The sequence below is a fragment of the Clostridium liquoris genome (assembly GCF_002995785.1).
GTDB classification, from domain to species: Bacteria; Bacillota; Clostridia; order Clostridiales; family Clostridiaceae; genus Clostridium_AO; species Clostridium_AO liquoris.
The window spans coordinates 1-15,086 of the sequence record NZ_PVXO01000012.1 but is presented as its reverse complement, the minus strand read 5'-3'; the positions used below and the strand labels follow the sequence as shown (position 1 = coordinate 15,086).

Sequence of the window (15,086 nt, the reverse complement as noted above, 5' to 3'; positions counted from 1 at the left end):
TTTGTGATATAATATAAAACAAATATTGTTTAATCTATGATAACAGCATAAGGAAAGATTATGCACTCTAGAAAAATATAATAAAATGAGGTGAAGGATATGAGCAAAAAAACAAGAATAGGAATTGTAGGGTATGGCAACTTAGGAAAAGGAGTAGAAAAGGCTATTGAACATAATCCAGATATGGAGCTTATAGCTATTTTTACAAGAAGAAATGTAAAAGACATTGAAGGAAACAATTGTAAATTAATACATATATCACAGTTGGAATTATTTAAAGGAACAATTGATGTTATGATTTTATGCGGAGGTTCTGCTACAGATTTAATGGAACAAGGACCTATGGTATCATCAATGTTTAACACTGTGGATAGTTTTGATACCCATGCAAGGATACCTGAGCATTTTAAAAATATGGATAGAGTATCAAAGGAAGCTGGAACTGTAAGTCTTATATCTTCAGGCTGGGATCCAGGTTTATTTTCTTTAAATCGTCTTTTAGGTCAGGCAATTTTACCAAATGGAATGGATTATACTTTTTGGGGTAAAGGAGTAAGCCAGGGACACTCTGATGCTATAAGAAGAGTAGAAGGAGTAAAGAATGCTGTTCAGTATACAATTCCAATAGAAGAAGCTTTGGAAAAAGTAAGAGCAGGGAAAAATCCAAAATTTACAGCTAGAGAAAAGCATAAAAGAGTGTGCTATGTGGTTCCTTGTGAGGGAGCAGACTTAAATAAAATAGAAGAAACTATAAAGACTATGCCAAATTATTTTGCAGATTACGATACAACAGTTAATTTTATATCTGAAGAAGAATTCAAAAAAGATCACTGCAGAATGCCTCATGGTGGATTTGTTATTCGCACAGGCAATACCAGTGAAGAAAATAAACAAAGAATGGAATTTAGCCTTACTTTAGATAGCAATCCTGAATTCACTTCTAGTGTATTATTAGCTTATGCTAGAGCAATACATAAATTTTCACAGGAAGGAAGAAAAGGAGCAGTTACAGTTTTTGATATTCCTTTTGGATATTTATCTCCTAAATCTCCTGAAGAATTGAGAAAAGAATTACTTTAAAAAGCATCAGTATTAGGGACAGTTAACAAGTATTAAAGCTTGTTGACTGTCCCTAATTTTGTTGCTAAGGTTTGTTAACTGTCCCCGATAAAAACTATATGGAATAAACAAGAAAAGCCAATAATCCTTCAATTAACATGGATTACAGGCTTTTACTGTTTGGATAGAAAAATTGCAAGGAAATTAAGTGGAATACGGCATTTTACAGAGTAACTTACTTAAATGTATAATTATATATAGATGTTGAGCTAGCACCCTTATCAGAAAATGTTGAAACTTCATAGAAGGAGGACTAATAAGATTGACATGGAGGTGTATGAGCTGTGGAAGTTTCAGTGAATATATTGGATTTTGATCAAGTATATCAGATACAAACATATTTTCATAAAACTCACTATGAGTGGATTAAGCTTTCAGATATTAAAAATACAAACAGATATTGTGAAGCGAAATCATTAGTATCTATTGACAGGAGATTAAAAAAACATAAAGGTAAAGGAATAACATTTATAGGAAGTGGTAACTACCATTATGTTACATATCTGCTTATGAGAGAAGTACAGGCTCCCTTCACTTTAATTCTATTTGACCATCATACAGATATGATGGATGCTCCTTGCGAATCTTTAGTTACCTGTGGATCTTGGGTACTGAAATCCTTAGAGCGATTGCCAATGCTTAAAAAAGTTGTTATTGTAGGCACCAGGGTAGATTTGCTGGAATCTATACCATCACACCTGAAAGGGAAGGTTTTGATCCTTTCAGAAAAACAAATAGGACAAGCAGATATAAAGGAATACATAAAATCGGCAATTTCTACTTATAATGTCTATATTAGTATTGATAAAGACGTTCTTGAGAAATCACAAGCGGTAACAAATTGGGATCAAGGAAATATGAAGCTTATGCAGTTACTTAATTTAGTTAAATATATTGGCAAAAATAAGCGAATTCGTGGCGTAGATGTTTGTGGGGAATATCCATATAGCCCAGTGATGAACTTTTGTCCTGAAAGCTTAGAAGCAGTACGAAAGAATGATAGAGCTAATTTAACAATTTTAAATACAATTAATAATTTGGAACAACGAATAAGTTAGTAATTATTGAAAATTGAAGGGAGTTTATAATATGGGGTTTAGTGTTTTTAAAATAGAAACTTTCATACCAGAAGAATATGTAAAAGAATTACGGGAAAGTTTAAACCACATAGGAGCACTTACTATAGGTGGAAATTATGATAATTGTATGGCTGTTTCTAAAGTTGCAGGTTCGTGGAGACCTTTAAATGGATCAGAACCTTTTAATGGTGAAGTAGGAAAGATATGCGAAGCGGAAGAATACAAGGTTGAATTTTGCTGTAACAAAGAAATTTTGAAAAAAGCTGTAGACACAATAAAGCGGGTTCATCCTTATGAGGTGCCTGTTATAAACATAATTCCTATATTAAATCCATTTGAATTTTAACGTAAATATAAATAAGGAAATAGAAATAAGGGACGGTTAATAAAAATTAACTAATTGTAATAAATGTGAATAATAACCTCATTTCATGTCAATGATTTAAATAATGACTATGAAATGAGGTGTTTTTTTGCCTAGATGTGAGAGGAAAAAAGCAGAGGATGCAATATACCATGTAATTGTAAAAAGTATAACAGAGGTACCACTTTTTAAGGAACATGATGACAAAATGCAATATCTAAGTCAAATGAGATATTATCAGAAAATCTATGGATTTAAAGTATATGCATATTGTCTAATGACAAATCATGGCCATTTTATAATAGATTCTAATGGTGCTGATATATCAAAAATAATGCATGGTTTAAATTTTAAGTATGCTATAACCTTTAATCGTATACATAAAAGGAATGGACATTTGTTCCAGGATAGATTTAAGAGTAAAATTGTAAGTTCAGATAGTTACCTTATTACCCTATCAGCATACATACACAATAATCCATTAAGCATAAGAGGATATGAAAATTGTCCTGAAAAATATAAGTATTCAAGTTTAAAAGTGTATCTTGGTATTGAAAAAGATGATACAGGTCTTTTAGATGAGGCATTTATAATGCAGATATTTAATAACGATGTAAAAAAAGCAAGAGAAAACTATGTTAAATTTGTTTATATATGCGATGGCGAAAGGATAAAAAAAGAATTAGAATTTGAAGATGAAAAAACAGAATATAGAAGCGAGAAAAAAATAATAGTAAGAAATTTTGAACCAGAACAAATATCAAAATTTCTTGCAAAAGAAACAGGAATAAATGAAATGATGCTTTATGTAAAAAACAATAAAAATGCTAAGATTATAAGAGCTTTGGCTACGCTCTTAATGAGGAGCCTCTGCAACTACCGATGCAGTGATATATGTAAGGTTTTAGGAAATATTACTCAATCAAGGGTATCAAGTCTTTGCTCTATTGGAGTTGAAATTATTTCTACAGAAGAGAAGTATAAGAATATAATAAATAAATTTATCTCTCTGCAACCAGCATAGATAAGGGAAGTATTACTTATTCTATACAATTGTGTGGACAAAAATGTAAGCTAGAGATTTTTATTATTTAAAAAAATTCTTTATTTTATTTAAGTAAAGGGGCTTATTTGCATGTCTATAATAAAAGTGTACAAGCTTAACCACAATCTATAGCTAAACTTAGTAATTAATAACGCAGGTAAAGCAGATGTTAAAAAATAAGAAAACATATTTTAAGAAGTAAATTAAGGTGTACATAGGACAAAATAAAAAAATTAACCGTCCCATCTATGAATATATATCAGAATATATATCAGAAAACTCAATATTTATTTTTTGAACTACATTGTTATCTATAGTTTGCTTAGATTTTGCAGAATATTTTAAGGTTTCCAAAATAGGCAATTGGATGATAAATTCACTTCCAACACCCTCTGTACTTGTTAGAGTTATAGTCCCTTTGTGAAGTTCTACTAAAGATTTTACTAAAGATAAACCTATACCACTACCCTCTTTATTCCTTGAAAGGGACTTATCAACTTGTCTAAATCTTTCAAAAATAATGCTTTGCTGATCTTTGGAAATACCTATGCCAGTGTCTTTTACACCTATAATTACGCTTTCATCATTGTGAGATATAAAAACATTTATAGTACCACCCTTTTCTGTGAATTTAACAGCATTGGATAAAAGGTTTAAAATTATTCTTTCAATAATATCTGGATCAAAATCTAAATATAGCTCTTCTACATCTGTATCAAATATTAAATCCATTCCTTTTGATTCCACATAAGAAGAAATAGATAAAGATATATCTTCAACCACGGGAATTATATTGTCATAGGTTAGGTTTAGTTTTAAATATCCAGCATCTATTTTAGTAGAATCAATTATATTATTAATTATCCTTAAAAGTCTATAACAATTTTGTTTTATTATTGAATGGTACTTTTCTATAAATTTTGGGTTATTATTTAAATCCATTACTTGAAGTGCACTGTAGATAACATTTATTGGAGTTCTAAGTTCGTGAGATAAATTAGAAAAAAACTCTGTTTTAAGTTTTTCATTTTCTTGGGCTTCATATAATAATTTTGCAGTATGCTCAGCTTTTTTTCTTTCTCCAATATCATATAATACGGTTATACATAAATTATCTCCTTTACATCCTATAGGAGAAGTTTTTAATTCCACATCAATTATTTCTCCATCAATTGTAACTAATTTGTATTCATTAAAGTTATAATATGGATTGATATGATTTTTTTCAGCCTCTAATCTTTCGGTTAATACATCTAAATAATCTTTATGGACAAAATTTAATGGAGTTTTTCCTAGTAATTCTTCTTTATTTTCTGCTTTAAAAAGATCAACCGCAGCAGTATTTACATAGATAAATTTAGAATTATGTGTAACAAATATTGCATCAGGTAAAAATTCTAGAAGTTTTTCTTGTTTATCTTTATTTAGCTGAAGTTCCTTTTTTATTTTTTCTAATTTAATATTTTCTTCATTTAACTTAGAAACAGTTTTCTTTAATTCTATGGTTTTTAGGTTAAGTTCACTATTTTTATGAGATAGATCATTATATAAAATATTTAAAGGATGGTTTAATACATTTTCAACTAAAGCTTTATACAAAAAGTAATAGGATATAAATTTTAAAATATGGGAAACTAAGCAAAAGTCATTGTAAATAGTAGTATTTATAATAGAAATGGTTCTTACTAATATTGTGAAGACTAAATATAAACTCATATAACATATAACTGTTTTACTAAAGTGTTTTCTATTCTTAATAAAAAGCAAAATGGAAGATAACATGATTAACAGTATTGCATGTTCACATTTAATTTCAAAGCTAGTTAAGCCAAAATTATATATAAAACAAGCTGGAAAAAGCTTTGTAAAAAAAATTATATACAATAATAATGAAGAAATTAATGTATAAGAATAAAATACTAAAATAGGCTTAATGGGTTTATATAAGAAAATAAAAGATATAAGTATAGATATTCCCTCTATAATCCTATAGCTGATATTTAACTGTACTGATAAATTTATAGGATCTGTTGAAATATTAAAAATACCTGTATCAGCAATTCCATGAAGAAGGTTAAAGATGGAAACAAAACCATATACAATGCCTAGGTAAATAAAGAAGCTGTTTTTTGATATTTTATATGTATTTATTACAATAATAAATAGGCTTAAACAAGCAACTGCAGTTAGTGTTTCTATTATGCTGTGGAAAAGTTTATAATTTGTTTTTCCTGTATATAGTAACAATAATAAGGAAAATGCAAAAATGAAAATATGATTAATTGAATGTTCTTTGAAGATGTTCTTTAAATTTTCTTTTCCAAATATCTTTTTGAATTCAATGCCATAATACATGGTGAATACACCTCACAAATTCAATTTCATTATATATTCTATAAAGTTACAAAAAAATCCTGCTGATAAATGGCAAAAAAAGCAAGCTTTTTAAAAGTGGGTGGTAAAACTATGAAGGAAAAAATTTTAATAGTAGATGATGAGGAAAGGATGAGAAAGCTTATAGTAGCATACTTAAAAAGGGATGGGTATGAAACTATAGAGGCTGAAAATGGGGAAAAGGCTATTAACATTTGTGAACTCACCACAACTTTAGAAGTAGTGGCTTCTTGGGTAATATCTTCTAATGAAGATAAGTTTACCAAGCTAACAAGGCAGAACCAGCCTCTTTTATATTTAGTTCTGCATTATAATCTCTATCTATAGTACAGCCACATTTTTCACATTTATATATTCTATCTGATAGCTGTAACTTTTCTTTTATAGTTCCACAATTTTATCCAATAAAAATTTTGATAACTCTTTATTATTTTTTTCTCCAACCTGCTGAGTAATGAATATCCATCCTGACTTTAAAATACGGTTTACCTCAGATAAACAATAAGCTTCATGTCTATTAACAATAAGGTCAAAGAAATTATCATCAAAAGGTAGTTTTAAGTCATCTTCAACTTCACTTACTTCAATGCCATATGGAATCAGAACCTGCCTGCTTAGTTTAATGTTAGGTATATTATATAGCACTTTCCCTATCTCTGCATAGTTCGGCACAAGTAATACCCTGATTAACTTTTAGGAACTTATACTTTCCCTATTACCCCATATCTCGGTATAGCTATCCCTAAGTTTAGTATCATCATAGTATAACGTAGCACTAAATAGAAAGAGTCTTGACCATTTTGTTAGTCAGGACTCTTTTCCTCTGTTATGCTATCTATTTCTTTAAGTCGCTTTAACCATTTAGTAATGGTACCACTGTCGAAGAACGTAAGCAATGCACCATCACTAAATCTTTCGGAACGAACAGCACCCACAAGCAAGGCCATTATACATCTACCATCTAAGGAAGATACATCTTTTTCTTGTATGGATTTCTTTTCCCATATAATGTTGTTTTCTTCTAAGATGTCATTATAGCGATTTAGCTCATATTCTGGGTGCTCATCCATGAAAGCATAAACATCATCTGTAAAATGTCGTACCATGTCTGAATATGATACATAGGGCATTTGTATAGGATTTTCTAAAGTACCTTTGCTATCCTTGTCAACTATCCATTTCCCTAACTTATCTTTTTCAATATTGGGCAAGTAATCAGTCAGTGATTTATAGATACTCATTAAACATCACACCTTTCAGATAAATGAATTGCTGATTTCTTCAAAACGATTTTCTATAAGGTAGTAGCTCATATCACGTTCTTCCGCATATCCTCTGGTCTGATAAATCGTCTTGCTTGAATCAAACCCAAATCCAAACATTCTATCGTCCTTTGTTGGGTCTTTCTTCTGTTTAACTTCTGACATAAATAGAGCCATTTCCTTATTTGTGAAAGCAAGCATGATTGTGTCCCATACGGTGCTTTTGGCTCTTCCTTTTGATTTGTCATCAGGGTGCTTTGCATATATTCCCACTAGTATGTACCAATTTGCATTTTGTTGAATAGGGAACCGATTAAACCATAAATAATATGGATATGTTGCATTAGCTTTTTCACTGTAATATGTTCGTGACATTTTAACTTGTATCGTATTGGACTTATTACATCCATTATCGTGACGATAGAGCAACAAGTCAATTCCTTTTTCTTGTGCTGAAGCTGGAATAAATATTGAAGCACCTTTTAATCTTTTTGATAGATAATCTGCAACTGCAAATTCTCCATACTGCATTGTAAATATTGGTTGCATTTTGTTCACCCTAACACTCTTGGACTTGCCAACAATCACTAATCCGTCAGCAACACCATTATAGCAGAGTGTAACACAAAAGTAAAGTGTAAATTCAACTCACTATTGTGTCATAGTTTTGCACCTCTTGTCAATACTATAATGTAATCAAAACCAATGGAGGAATTGCATTATGGAGAAATTTATCGTAACACCAAAAGAAGATAAATCTGTCACCATGACGATACGCATAGATAGAGCCTTGCAAGAGGAATATAACGATTTAGCAGCTAAAACGAATCGTTCTCGTAATGAACTAATCAGCATGGCTTTGCAATATGCCCTTGACCACATGGAATTGAAAGATGAATGATGACTAAATGAGAGCCTTTGGATTTTTTCCTCTAGCTCTCAATTATTTATGCGTTCAATCGTAAGAACTCATTTACCTTTGTTGCTACTTCCTCTTGCTGTTCCTCAAAGCTATGAGCATAGATGTTCATTGTAGTGGAACAGGTTGAATGTCCTAATGTCTTTGATATTTCAATGATGTTGACTTCCAGATAATTAAGCAAGGTAGCACATGAATGTCTCAACCCATGAAGCGGAATAATCGGTAATTCCTCTAATCCCTCAGCCTTTGCTTTGTCTGGATTATTCTGCACCCACTCATTATAGCGGTGTAAATGCTTTGTGAAATACTGATAAGGTGTTGTATGCCCCATAAGTTTTCCGTCTGCTTGAATGAACAGATTACCGCCATTGCTGAAATCGCCTTGCCATGCAGTACCATGACTAAATCGTGTCTGTAGGTACTCACTATGATACTTCTTCAAAAGCGGGATTACATCATCTGGAATAGATACCTTTCTGACAGACTTCTTTGTCTTAGGCTCTTTATAATCAAATCCATTTTCCGTCATACCAACAGACTTTGAAATAGAGATTTTCTTTTCCTTAAAGTCAATGTCATTCCAGTGTAAAGCAAGTGTTTCGCCTTTTCTGAATCCACAGAACAATGAGAGAGTAAAGAACACTTTGTATTGTGTAGGCACAGTATAGGATTTTGTGTACTCATTCACATAGTATGGTTTACCTGTATCATCAATACGCTGATGGCCTTTGTAGGTTACCTCGTATGACATATCCAGAGATTTCATAAACATCAATGCTTGCTTTGGAGTAAAGAACTTTAAGCCCTCGCCCTCGTCTTTTCTCTTTGGTTTTTGTGCGTCTTGGCAAGGATTGTTCTCAATCATGCTGTAACGCTTGGCTGTCTTAAAAATCAGATTCAACACATTAGCAAATCTCTTTATGGTACCTGTTGCATAGTCATCAACCAGAGTTCTATAAAATGCTTCAATGTGTGGTGTTTTGATATGAGCTACCTTATATCCCTTAAAGTAGGGAATGATTCGGCTTTCTAATGCCTGTTTATATCCTGCATAGGTACCGTAAGCAATGTTATCTTTAACACTCTCAAGCCACTTGTATGCAAAATCTTCAAATGACATTTTTTCAGCGTCATAGTCATAACCGTACTTGATTTTATCTTCCATATCCATGGCATACTTTAACGCTTCTTTTTCTTGTTGTTTAGGTGTGGCAGACTGATTGACTGAATATGTAAGATTCTTCACCAGTTTATTTCCTTGTTTGTCGTATCCTTGACAAATTACAATGCGATATACCACTCTACCGCTTTTATGCTCAACTCTCTTTACTGATGCCATATTTTAACACCCTTTCTCTATTTGATTTTTATAACGGTAAAAGGTGGGTTTTGACATTTCCAATTCCCTCATAAGCTCAAACGGTCTTTTCTCTCCCTGCTGTACCAAGCGATAGTGAGTAGCAAATTCCTCAAGGCTCATTACTCTTGGTCTACCATAATCGTCCCATTCACCACGAGCCTTTTTAGCTTCGATTCCTTCCCGTTGTCTTTTCTCTTTCTTCTCAATCTCTGCTTGTGCCATGCTTGTATATAGCTCAATCATCATATTATTGATAGTTTCTAACATCATGCGAGCCATTGTATTTTCCATAGTAGATAGGTCAAGCAATGTTGTAGGCAATTCTAACACCATAACACGAATGTGATTATCGTTGAATAAGCGCAGTTCTTTGAGTGTTGCTTCTTTGTTTCGTCCTAATCGGTCAAGCTCTGTGATGATTAGAACATCTCCACTTTCAAGTATTTCGTCCTTTAACATGGAATAGCGTGGTCTATTGAAGTTCTTACCTGTCTGTTGGTCTGTATAAACTTTATCTTTGTATAAGCTAATACCACTATCAGAACAGAACTTATTGATTTCTGCTATTCCTCTATCCAGATGTTGGTCCTTGGTGCTTGTCCTGTGATATGCTACATACTTCATAGGGATTCCCCCTTTGCGTAAAAATCACATTTACCACCACTTAATATCGTATCTGGCTTGATTTCGTACATCAAACACATAATTTCACAATCAAAGCGATATGAACAATCTTTGCAAATCATATCATCAATTGTTATGCGTACAAATACCAGCCTATCACGTTTCCATTTTTCCTCTAAACTCATAGATACACCTCTTTCCTAAGAATTATCGAACAAGCGTTTGTTGATGTATCTATCTTATCAGGCTGGTATCAAAACGTACACACTCTTTTTGAAAATAATCAAAAGCGTTATCTTTGGCATTTTGATACCCCTATGAAGTATCTTTTGCATAGGTTCAGAAAGTATAGATTCTGATACCATGCAATTAAGCGGCTTTTGTGTATTTCTTGGCGAATGACCAGACAAACCCTCTGAATTGTTCTCTATGTCCATTACAGCATTCTGAAACGCCTGTCCTTGCGTAGTGGGCTTGTTCAACCTCTGTAATGCTGTTCCATACTTTCAGCAACACACCATCTAATGTGTATTGATATACTTGCTTTGAATTACCTTTGCCGATTTTCTGATTTCGGCTACCATAATTGCAGTTTTCCTTTTTGGTGAGCGATTCCAGATTAGACAGGTTGTTGTTGCTCTTAACTTCGTCTTTGTGGTTGATTTCTAACCCCTCTGGAATAGGGCCAACAAATGCTTCATATACGAGCCTGTGAATACTTTTCTTGTAACGTTTACCGTTAATAGAATGCACCCACACCCATAAGTAACCATTATTATTGCTTGGAACTAAGAATCTATCAGACTTGGTATCGTATACCATTCCATCGTCAGAGATTTCATAACGAGGAAAGCTTTTTATTTTACTCCATTTTACTTTACCTTTCCTTTCGGCAGATTTCATTGCGTATTCCTCCTATTCCTGCACTCCGGTGTTAAGGAACTCAATAAACTTATCAAAGTTGATGAGATACTTATTACCGGCCTTTATATACACAATCTGATTTTCTTTACACATCTTCCATAATGTTTTATATGAGAAGCCACATTCATCAGCTACCGTCTGAATAGGTACCATGCGAGGTATTTTTAGCTCTGTAGCGTTGTTGATGGCTTCGTTGTTCTCAATATTATTAGTTGCATTATTTACGTTTTTCATTATGATTGCTCCCTTTCCTTAGAGGAACCAATACATATTTGACTGAACTGTTGTACTGATTACCCATGTTTGTATTTGCTCCGTCCTCGGAAACTGGGCTAATCATAGCGACCTATTTATATTTATTCTCAATTTTATGTTTATCATCTGAAGTCACAGATTGACTCTGGATGAATTTTGTCCTATACCTATAGGAATCCTTATCAAATTATTTTAAATTCAATCTGGGTGGCTCTGGGTTCTTCTGATGTATATCGGTTATTGGTTACCCTCGGTTTCGTTCCAGTTAGTAGGCTTCTTGAATGCGTTTGCTTGTTTTTCAATGTTGCGAAGATGGAACCCTTGCAAATACACAGAAGAAAGTGCTTGTTCAGCTTCTCTCAAACTGGTTTCTTTTAACCGTTCAAATGCTTGTTGTGCAGGTGTCTTGCTACCCTCAAATGCTTTTTCTCTGAATCTTGCAGATACCATATCAGCATAAGCAGGATATTTTAACAACTCTAATACTGCTTTACTACCTATAACACCAGAATTAATGGTATTTGAAATAGTTGTTGTGATTCCGTTCTCATTGGCTGTTGTCTTGCTCTTTGGTAGTTTTGCAATGAGTTGAAGCACCTTGCTTTGTACCGCTTGTGAATCGTCCTTTTCTCCTGCATAGTCATAAGCCCAATCACGAGTTTCATTTACTTTGTTGTTCATGCGTTCATACACAAAGTTATTTTCTTCAAGTAAGCTTTGCAGTTTGCTTTGAAACTTCTCGTAGACTCTGTTAGCCATAGTATTGTCAACTTTCTTGTAAATCGCAATAAATGTTCTGACATCTGCAAGAAGTACACTCACATCATCAGCAGTCTTGGCAGCGTTAATCTGCGTAAAGAGATTGTTGTAGTTCTCAATAATACTTAATCCATTATTTGCTACTGTTTTTGTTTTTGGCATTGTTTTATTCCTCCCATTCATAATCTTCTAAATCGTCATCAGGTGAAGCTTTCATTACTTCGTCCCATTCATCATCGTCATCTTCTGTTCTGCGTGGCACAACCTCAATCACAATAGGGGAAGTGTCCTCTGTACCGTCCAACAGAAAAGCTGTATTTGCTCCATATGCTTTTTCTATGATAAACTTACAAGCATTAAATCTGTCCTTGTTGTACCTGTCCTGTGAGATAGCGATAATGGATTCAAGGGCAGATGCAGTAGATGATTTTAGCAACCTCTTGAAGTGCTCTCGTTCATCTTTTTGCTGTTGTGTTTGTTTGGGTCTACCTGCTGGATTACCACTCACTCCTTTCTTGAAAGCCATTTAATCACGCTCCTTTGCTTAATCGTGAACTGAAACACTCCTAATATTTGGATTCCATTCTCTGATGAAGCATTGTTTAGCTTCTGATTCAGATAGTTCGGATAGGATAGTTTGCAGTTCTTCTACTTCTTCGTTTATAGCTTCTATCAAAAGGTTGTAAGCTTGTAAACCACTTGTAGGCTTGCTTTTTAATTTAATATCACGTTGGATTATTGTAGCTATTGGCATTGCTCTACCTCCTTTGGTTGTTATTGCATTGATAATATTGTGCTGTTCTGTCTCATGTAATTATGGACAGAATTTGATTCTTGAAAAATGCCCAAATCGTTTGTAGAATGGTTTTTACACCTATAAAATGATGTTTCACACCATGATTTTAAGATTTTCAGTTTTCAAAGTTTGGGGCTCCAGGGTAACAATTATTGATACTTTTTAACCCTGTTTTAACCTGTTGAATTATGCATGAGTTTTACCGTTTTAAGCACATCTTTTGGAATACCGAAGTTACCATTACGATAGTAAAATACCATTCGCTTTGAGTTATCTGCCATACCACGAAACTTATACCATCGTTGTAGGGCTTTGCGTAGCACTTCTATATCAAGAATAAACTCTTTGCACCTTGTTACTGTATCGCTTACCTCGTTACCAGAAGTAGAGTAAGTAAGACTTTCAAATACTTCTTGGGTACAAGCATTCAGCACATTCTTTAGCTCATTTTCGCATATTTCATCAAAGGTCACTTGATACTGGTCTATCAGCGTTTTTATTGCTTTCCTCGTCAAAATATCTTCCAGCGACCTTTTGTTAGAATACATACGGTCAAGCATTCTGTCTAAGAAAACCAGTTCAACACGAATCAAATCGGATTCAACACTCAAATCTCCATCTTTTCTCAACTGATAAGATTTGTCATATACCTTTAACACCCATTCATGGGCTTTGGTTGTAGTGATTCCTCTTTCTGGTTTCTTGTGCGGTTTTCCCTTATCATCGGTTTCTTTATACACAGTAACCTTTGGAAATGCTTTTTCAAATAGCTTGATTACATCTTTTGGCTTACAAGCACCAACACATTTTATGGTTAGATTGCATTCAAGTTTTGTTACAGTCAATTGTGATAGAAATTCCTCTGAATACTTATCTTTCAAATGCTTTTGCAAACATGAACGCATAAACTCTACAACTTGGTTTCGTACCAACTCTAAACTGATACAGTCAGAAAGCTGAAAGGGTTGCACATTATTGGGTCTTACAGCATGAGGAAGATTCACAAAGGCTGATAATCTACCACCCCAACAATTTACCTTTACAATATCTCGTCCTGCTTTGTTCTTTAGTTCCTCATTGAACTTTGCACCCTCTAATCCTGCAACTGTCATTTGCATTTCAAAGTTCATTCCGTCCGCGCCTTGAAGTTTCTTTACTCCCATTGTTCCACCTCCATTCTGATTATGTTTTTAGACGACAAAAAGAGCCAGTTACCAGAATCAATCCATCTGGCCACTCGCTCTTCTAAGCATTCTAAATTATTTTATTATTCATCTGAATATTGATTTTATTGTACTTGTTTAACTATATATATTATACCACATATTTCAGAATAAGTACATAGGTATTTGAAACTTTTTTCTCTATCTTTCCATGTAATTACCGACCATCCATTTTTATGATAATCCCCAGAGTAACCAGAATGACCCCAGATTGATTTTAATTTGATTACCTATATTTCCTATATCCTTAATCCTAAAATTAAATGTGGGTTATCTGGATTCATCCTGTGATACCCCTTAAATAAATAGTATAATAATAGTATTACGTTCTTTATTTTGATAAGAAAAACAATATAAAATATCGGTCAAATAAACCGAATCTCATTTGTTCGTTTTGCATTGACATAGTATGAAAGAGAAATGCTTGAAAGCCTTTATTATAATACTTTGTAGACTTTATCAAATAGAGAATGTGTTAATCTCAAACCTTTGTTTTTGCTCCTTGTTTATGGTTGCAGTATTACGCTTGCTGAACGAATGAGTTTAATCTTTGATAAATAAGCCTCTGTTGCATAGGTTTTACCCCTATATGGATTTAAAGATAGAAGAAATTCTCCACCTCCAGTACCCATATCAAGCATTACTTTATCACTATCCATATATGATTTAACTATTTTCTTTAATTGTTCTAAATTCATAATAATACGCTTCCTTTTAAAAATATATTTTCAAAAGGGTGCAGCTTACTGATAACAAATTAATATGCTCGATACAATCTGTTACCAGATTTTATTAACTGCACTGAGCAATTACCCAATTTAAGTTTCATAACATTCACCTTGTATAATGAACATATAGTAAAAATTCATTATACTTTTCCTTTCTTAAAGATTTTTACTATAATTATCATAAGACGCTGTGGATTAGTTTTATCACCTATAGCTAGACTATTTTAATTGA

General features: G+C 33.0%; 19 protein-coding genes and 1 pseudogene. 6 read left to right on the top strand and 14 right to left on the bottom strand.

All coding sequences use genetic code 11. From position 1 onward, the window contains the following. The first annotated feature begins 99 nt into the window (after positions 1–99). From CLLI_RS03100 to CLLI_RS03085, 4 genes are all read left to right on the top strand, one after another. Entirely contained in the window at positions 100–1,080 is a 981-nt protein-coding gene (locus CLLI_RS03100; RefSeq protein WP_106062789.1) for a diaminopimelate dehydrogenase, read from the top strand. Between the two features lie 323 nt (positions 1,081–1,403). Then, entirely contained in the window at positions 1,404–2,177 is a 774-nt protein-coding gene (locus CLLI_RS03095) for an arginase family protein (RefSeq protein WP_106062788.1), read from the top strand. 31 nt (positions 2,178–2,208) lie between these two features. Continuing rightward, positions 2,209–2,544 carry a divalent cation tolerance protein CutA gene (gene cutA, locus CLLI_RS03090; RefSeq protein ID WP_106062787.1) on the top strand — a complete coding sequence of 112 codons (336 nt, stop codon included), beginning with the start codon at positions 2,209–2,211 and terminating at the stop codon, positions 2,542–2,544. Positions 2,545–2,671: 127 nt separating this feature from the next. After that, a complete protein-coding gene (locus CLLI_RS03085) occupies positions 2,672–3,586 on the top strand; it encodes a transposase (protein ID WP_106062786.1) in 915 nt (304 codons plus the stop codon). Between the two features lie 267 nt (positions 3,587–3,853). Here CLLI_RS03085 and CLLI_RS03080 read toward each other — a convergent pair whose 3' ends face one another. Next, on the bottom strand, positions 3,854–5,962 hold the full coding sequence (locus tag CLLI_RS03080) for a sensor histidine kinase (protein WP_106062785.1): 2,109 nt from the start codon (positions 5,960–5,962) through the stop codon (positions 3,854–3,856). A 111-nt stretch (positions 5,963–6,073) separates the two neighbouring features. Between CLLI_RS03080 and CLLI_RS15095 the strand changes: the two genes are divergently transcribed. After that, the gene (locus CLLI_RS15095; RefSeq protein WP_106062784.1) at positions 6,074–6,328 is read left to right on the top strand and encodes a response regulator; all 255 of its coding nucleotides are present in this window, start codon (positions 6,074–6,076) and stop codon (positions 6,326–6,328) included. Positions 6,329–6,332: 4 nt separating this feature from the next. Here CLLI_RS15095 and CLLI_RS15090 read toward each other — a convergent pair. From CLLI_RS15090 to CLLI_RS03055, 4 genes and pseudogenes are all read right to left on the bottom strand, one after another. Then, positions 6,333–6,386, bottom strand: a pseudogene (locus tag CLLI_RS15090) (hypothetical protein); the annotation flags it as partial. Beyond that, positions 6,383–6,673 (bottom strand): class I SAM-dependent methyltransferase, encoded by a 291-nt coding sequence (locus CLLI_RS03065; protein ID WP_106062783.1) that lies wholly within the window; start codon positions 6,671–6,673, stop codon positions 6,383–6,385. The pseudogene CLLI_RS15090 and the gene CLLI_RS03065, both read right to left, overlap by 4 nt. A 131-nt stretch (positions 6,674–6,804) precedes the next feature. Then, the gene (locus CLLI_RS03060; protein ID WP_242975505.1) at positions 6,805–7,242 is read right to left on the bottom strand and encodes a DUF6508 domain-containing protein; all 438 of its coding nucleotides are present in this window, start codon (positions 7,240–7,242) and stop codon (positions 6,805–6,807) included. A 15-nt stretch (positions 7,243–7,257) separates the two neighbouring features. Beyond that, positions 7,258–7,812, bottom strand: coding sequence for a hypothetical protein (locus CLLI_RS03055; RefSeq protein ID WP_106062782.1), 555 nt, complete (start codon positions 7,810–7,812; stop codon positions 7,258–7,260). Between the two features lie 172 nt (positions 7,813–7,984). On the opposite strand from CLLI_RS03055, the gene CLLI_RS03050 reads away from it, so the two are divergent. Further along, the gene (locus CLLI_RS03050) at positions 7,985–8,164 is read left to right on the top strand and encodes a hypothetical protein (protein WP_009532310.1); all 180 of its coding nucleotides are present in this window, start codon (positions 7,985–7,987) and stop codon (positions 8,162–8,164) included. A 46-nt stretch (positions 8,165–8,210) separates the two neighbouring features. Here the strand turns inward: CLLI_RS03050 and CLLI_RS03045 are convergent, their stop codons facing one another. The 9 genes from CLLI_RS03045 to CLLI_RS14690 all read right to left on the bottom strand — a co-directional run bounded on the left by CLLI_RS03045 (position 8,211) and on the right by CLLI_RS14690 (position 14,824). Further along, complete coding sequence (locus CLLI_RS03045; protein ID WP_106062781.1) at positions 8,211–9,524, bottom strand: tyrosine-type recombinase/integrase; 1,314 nt, start codon at positions 9,522–9,524, stop codon at positions 8,211–8,213. A 3-nt stretch (positions 9,525–9,527) separates the two neighbouring features. Next, positions 9,528–10,169: a recombinase family protein gene (locus CLLI_RS03040; RefSeq protein WP_106062780.1), complete on the bottom strand. Its 642-nt coding sequence runs from the start codon at positions 10,167–10,169 to the stop codon at positions 9,528–9,530. Positions 10,170–10,538: 369 nt separating this feature from the next. After that, positions 10,539–11,072: an HNH endonuclease signature motif containing protein gene (locus CLLI_RS03030; RefSeq protein WP_106062778.1), complete on the bottom strand. Its 534-nt coding sequence runs from the start codon at positions 11,070–11,072 to the stop codon at positions 10,539–10,541. Positions 11,073–11,084: 12 nt separating this feature from the next. Beyond that, complete coding sequence (locus tag CLLI_RS03025) at positions 11,085–11,327, bottom strand: helix-turn-helix domain-containing protein (RefSeq protein WP_242975504.1); 243 nt, start codon at positions 11,325–11,327, stop codon at positions 11,085–11,087. Positions 11,328–11,585: 258 nt separating this feature from the next. Continuing rightward, complete coding sequence (locus CLLI_RS03020) at positions 11,586–12,269, bottom strand: hypothetical protein (RefSeq protein WP_106062777.1); 684 nt, start codon at positions 12,267–12,269, stop codon at positions 11,586–11,588. A gap of 4 nt (positions 12,270–12,273) precedes the next feature. Beyond that, positions 12,274–12,633 (bottom strand): DUF5681 domain-containing protein, encoded by a 360-nt coding sequence (locus CLLI_RS03015; protein WP_106062776.1) that lies wholly within the window; start codon positions 12,631–12,633, stop codon positions 12,274–12,276. A gap of 18 nt (positions 12,634–12,651) precedes the next feature. Next, positions 12,652–12,861 carry a hypothetical protein gene (locus tag CLLI_RS03010; RefSeq protein WP_106062775.1) on the bottom strand — a complete coding sequence of 70 codons (210 nt, stop codon included), beginning with the start codon at positions 12,859–12,861 and terminating at the stop codon, positions 12,652–12,654. Positions 12,862–13,076: 215 nt separating this feature from the next. Beyond that, entirely contained in the window at positions 13,077–14,066 is a 990-nt protein-coding gene (locus CLLI_RS03005; RefSeq protein WP_106062774.1) for a hypothetical protein, read from the bottom strand. 566 nt (positions 14,067–14,632) lie between these two features. Continuing rightward, a complete protein-coding gene (locus CLLI_RS14690) occupies positions 14,633–14,824 on the bottom strand; it encodes a hypothetical protein (protein ID WP_207655065.1) in 192 nt (63 codons plus the stop codon). Positions 14,825–15,086: the final 262 nt, after the last annotated feature.

What these genes read in the sequence shown, in the direction of transcription:
- CLLI_RS03100 (WP_106062789.1), top strand. Translation starts at nt 100, where the DNA reads ATGAGCAAAAAAACAAGAATAGGAATTGTAGGGTATGGCAACTTAGGA.
- cutA (WP_106062787.1), top strand. Translation starts at nt 2,209, where the DNA reads ATGGGGTTTAGTGTTTTTAAAATAGAAACTTTCATACCAGAAGAATAT.
- CLLI_RS03080 (WP_106062785.1), bottom strand. Translation starts at nt 5,962, where the DNA reads ATGTATTATGGCATTGAATTCAAAAAGATATTTGGAAAAGAAAATTTA.
- CLLI_RS15095 (WP_106062784.1), top strand. Translation starts at nt 6,074, where the DNA reads ATGAAGGAAAAAATTTTAATAGTAGATGATGAGGAAAGGATGAGAAAG.
- CLLI_RS03060 (WP_242975505.1), bottom strand. Translation starts at nt 7,242, where the DNA reads ATGAGTATCTATAAATCACTGACTGATTACTTGCCCAATATTGAAAAA.
- CLLI_RS03055 (WP_106062782.1), bottom strand. Translation starts at nt 7,812, where the DNA reads ATGCAACCAATATTTACAATGCAGTATGGAGAATTTGCAGTTGCAGAT.
- CLLI_RS03050 (WP_009532310.1), top strand. Translation starts at nt 7,985, where the DNA reads ATGGAGAAATTTATCGTAACACCAAAAGAAGATAAATCTGTCACCATG.
- CLLI_RS03045 (WP_106062781.1), bottom strand. Translation starts at nt 9,524, where the DNA reads ATGGCATCAGTAAAGAGAGTTGAGCATAAAAGCGGTAGAGTGGTATAT.
- CLLI_RS03040 (WP_106062780.1), bottom strand. Translation starts at nt 10,169, where the DNA reads ATGAAGTATGTAGCATATCACAGGACAAGCACCAAGGACCAACATCTG.
- CLLI_RS03030 (WP_106062778.1), bottom strand. Translation starts at nt 11,072, where the DNA reads ATGAAATCTGCCGAAAGGAAAGGTAAAGTAAAATGGAGTAAAATAAAA.
- CLLI_RS03025 (WP_242975504.1), bottom strand. Translation starts at nt 11,327, where the DNA reads ATGAAAAACGTAAATAATGCAACTAATAATATTGAGAACAACGAAGCC.
- CLLI_RS03020 (WP_106062777.1), bottom strand. Translation starts at nt 12,269, where the DNA reads ATGCCAAAAACAAAAACAGTAGCAAATAATGGATTAAGTATTATTGAG.
- CLLI_RS03015 (WP_106062776.1), bottom strand. Translation starts at nt 12,633, where the DNA reads ATGGCTTTCAAGAAAGGAGTGAGTGGTAATCCAGCAGGTAGACCCAAA.
- CLLI_RS03010 (WP_106062775.1), bottom strand. Translation starts at nt 12,861, where the DNA reads ATGCCAATAGCTACAATAATCCAACGTGATATTAAATTAAAAAGCAAG.
- CLLI_RS03005 (WP_106062774.1), bottom strand. Translation starts at nt 14,066, where the DNA reads ATGGGAGTAAAGAAACTTCAAGGCGCGGACGGAATGAACTTTGAAATG.
- CLLI_RS14690 (WP_207655065.1), bottom strand. Translation starts at nt 14,824, where the DNA reads ATGAATTTAGAACAATTAAAGAAAATAGTTAAATCATATATGGATAGT.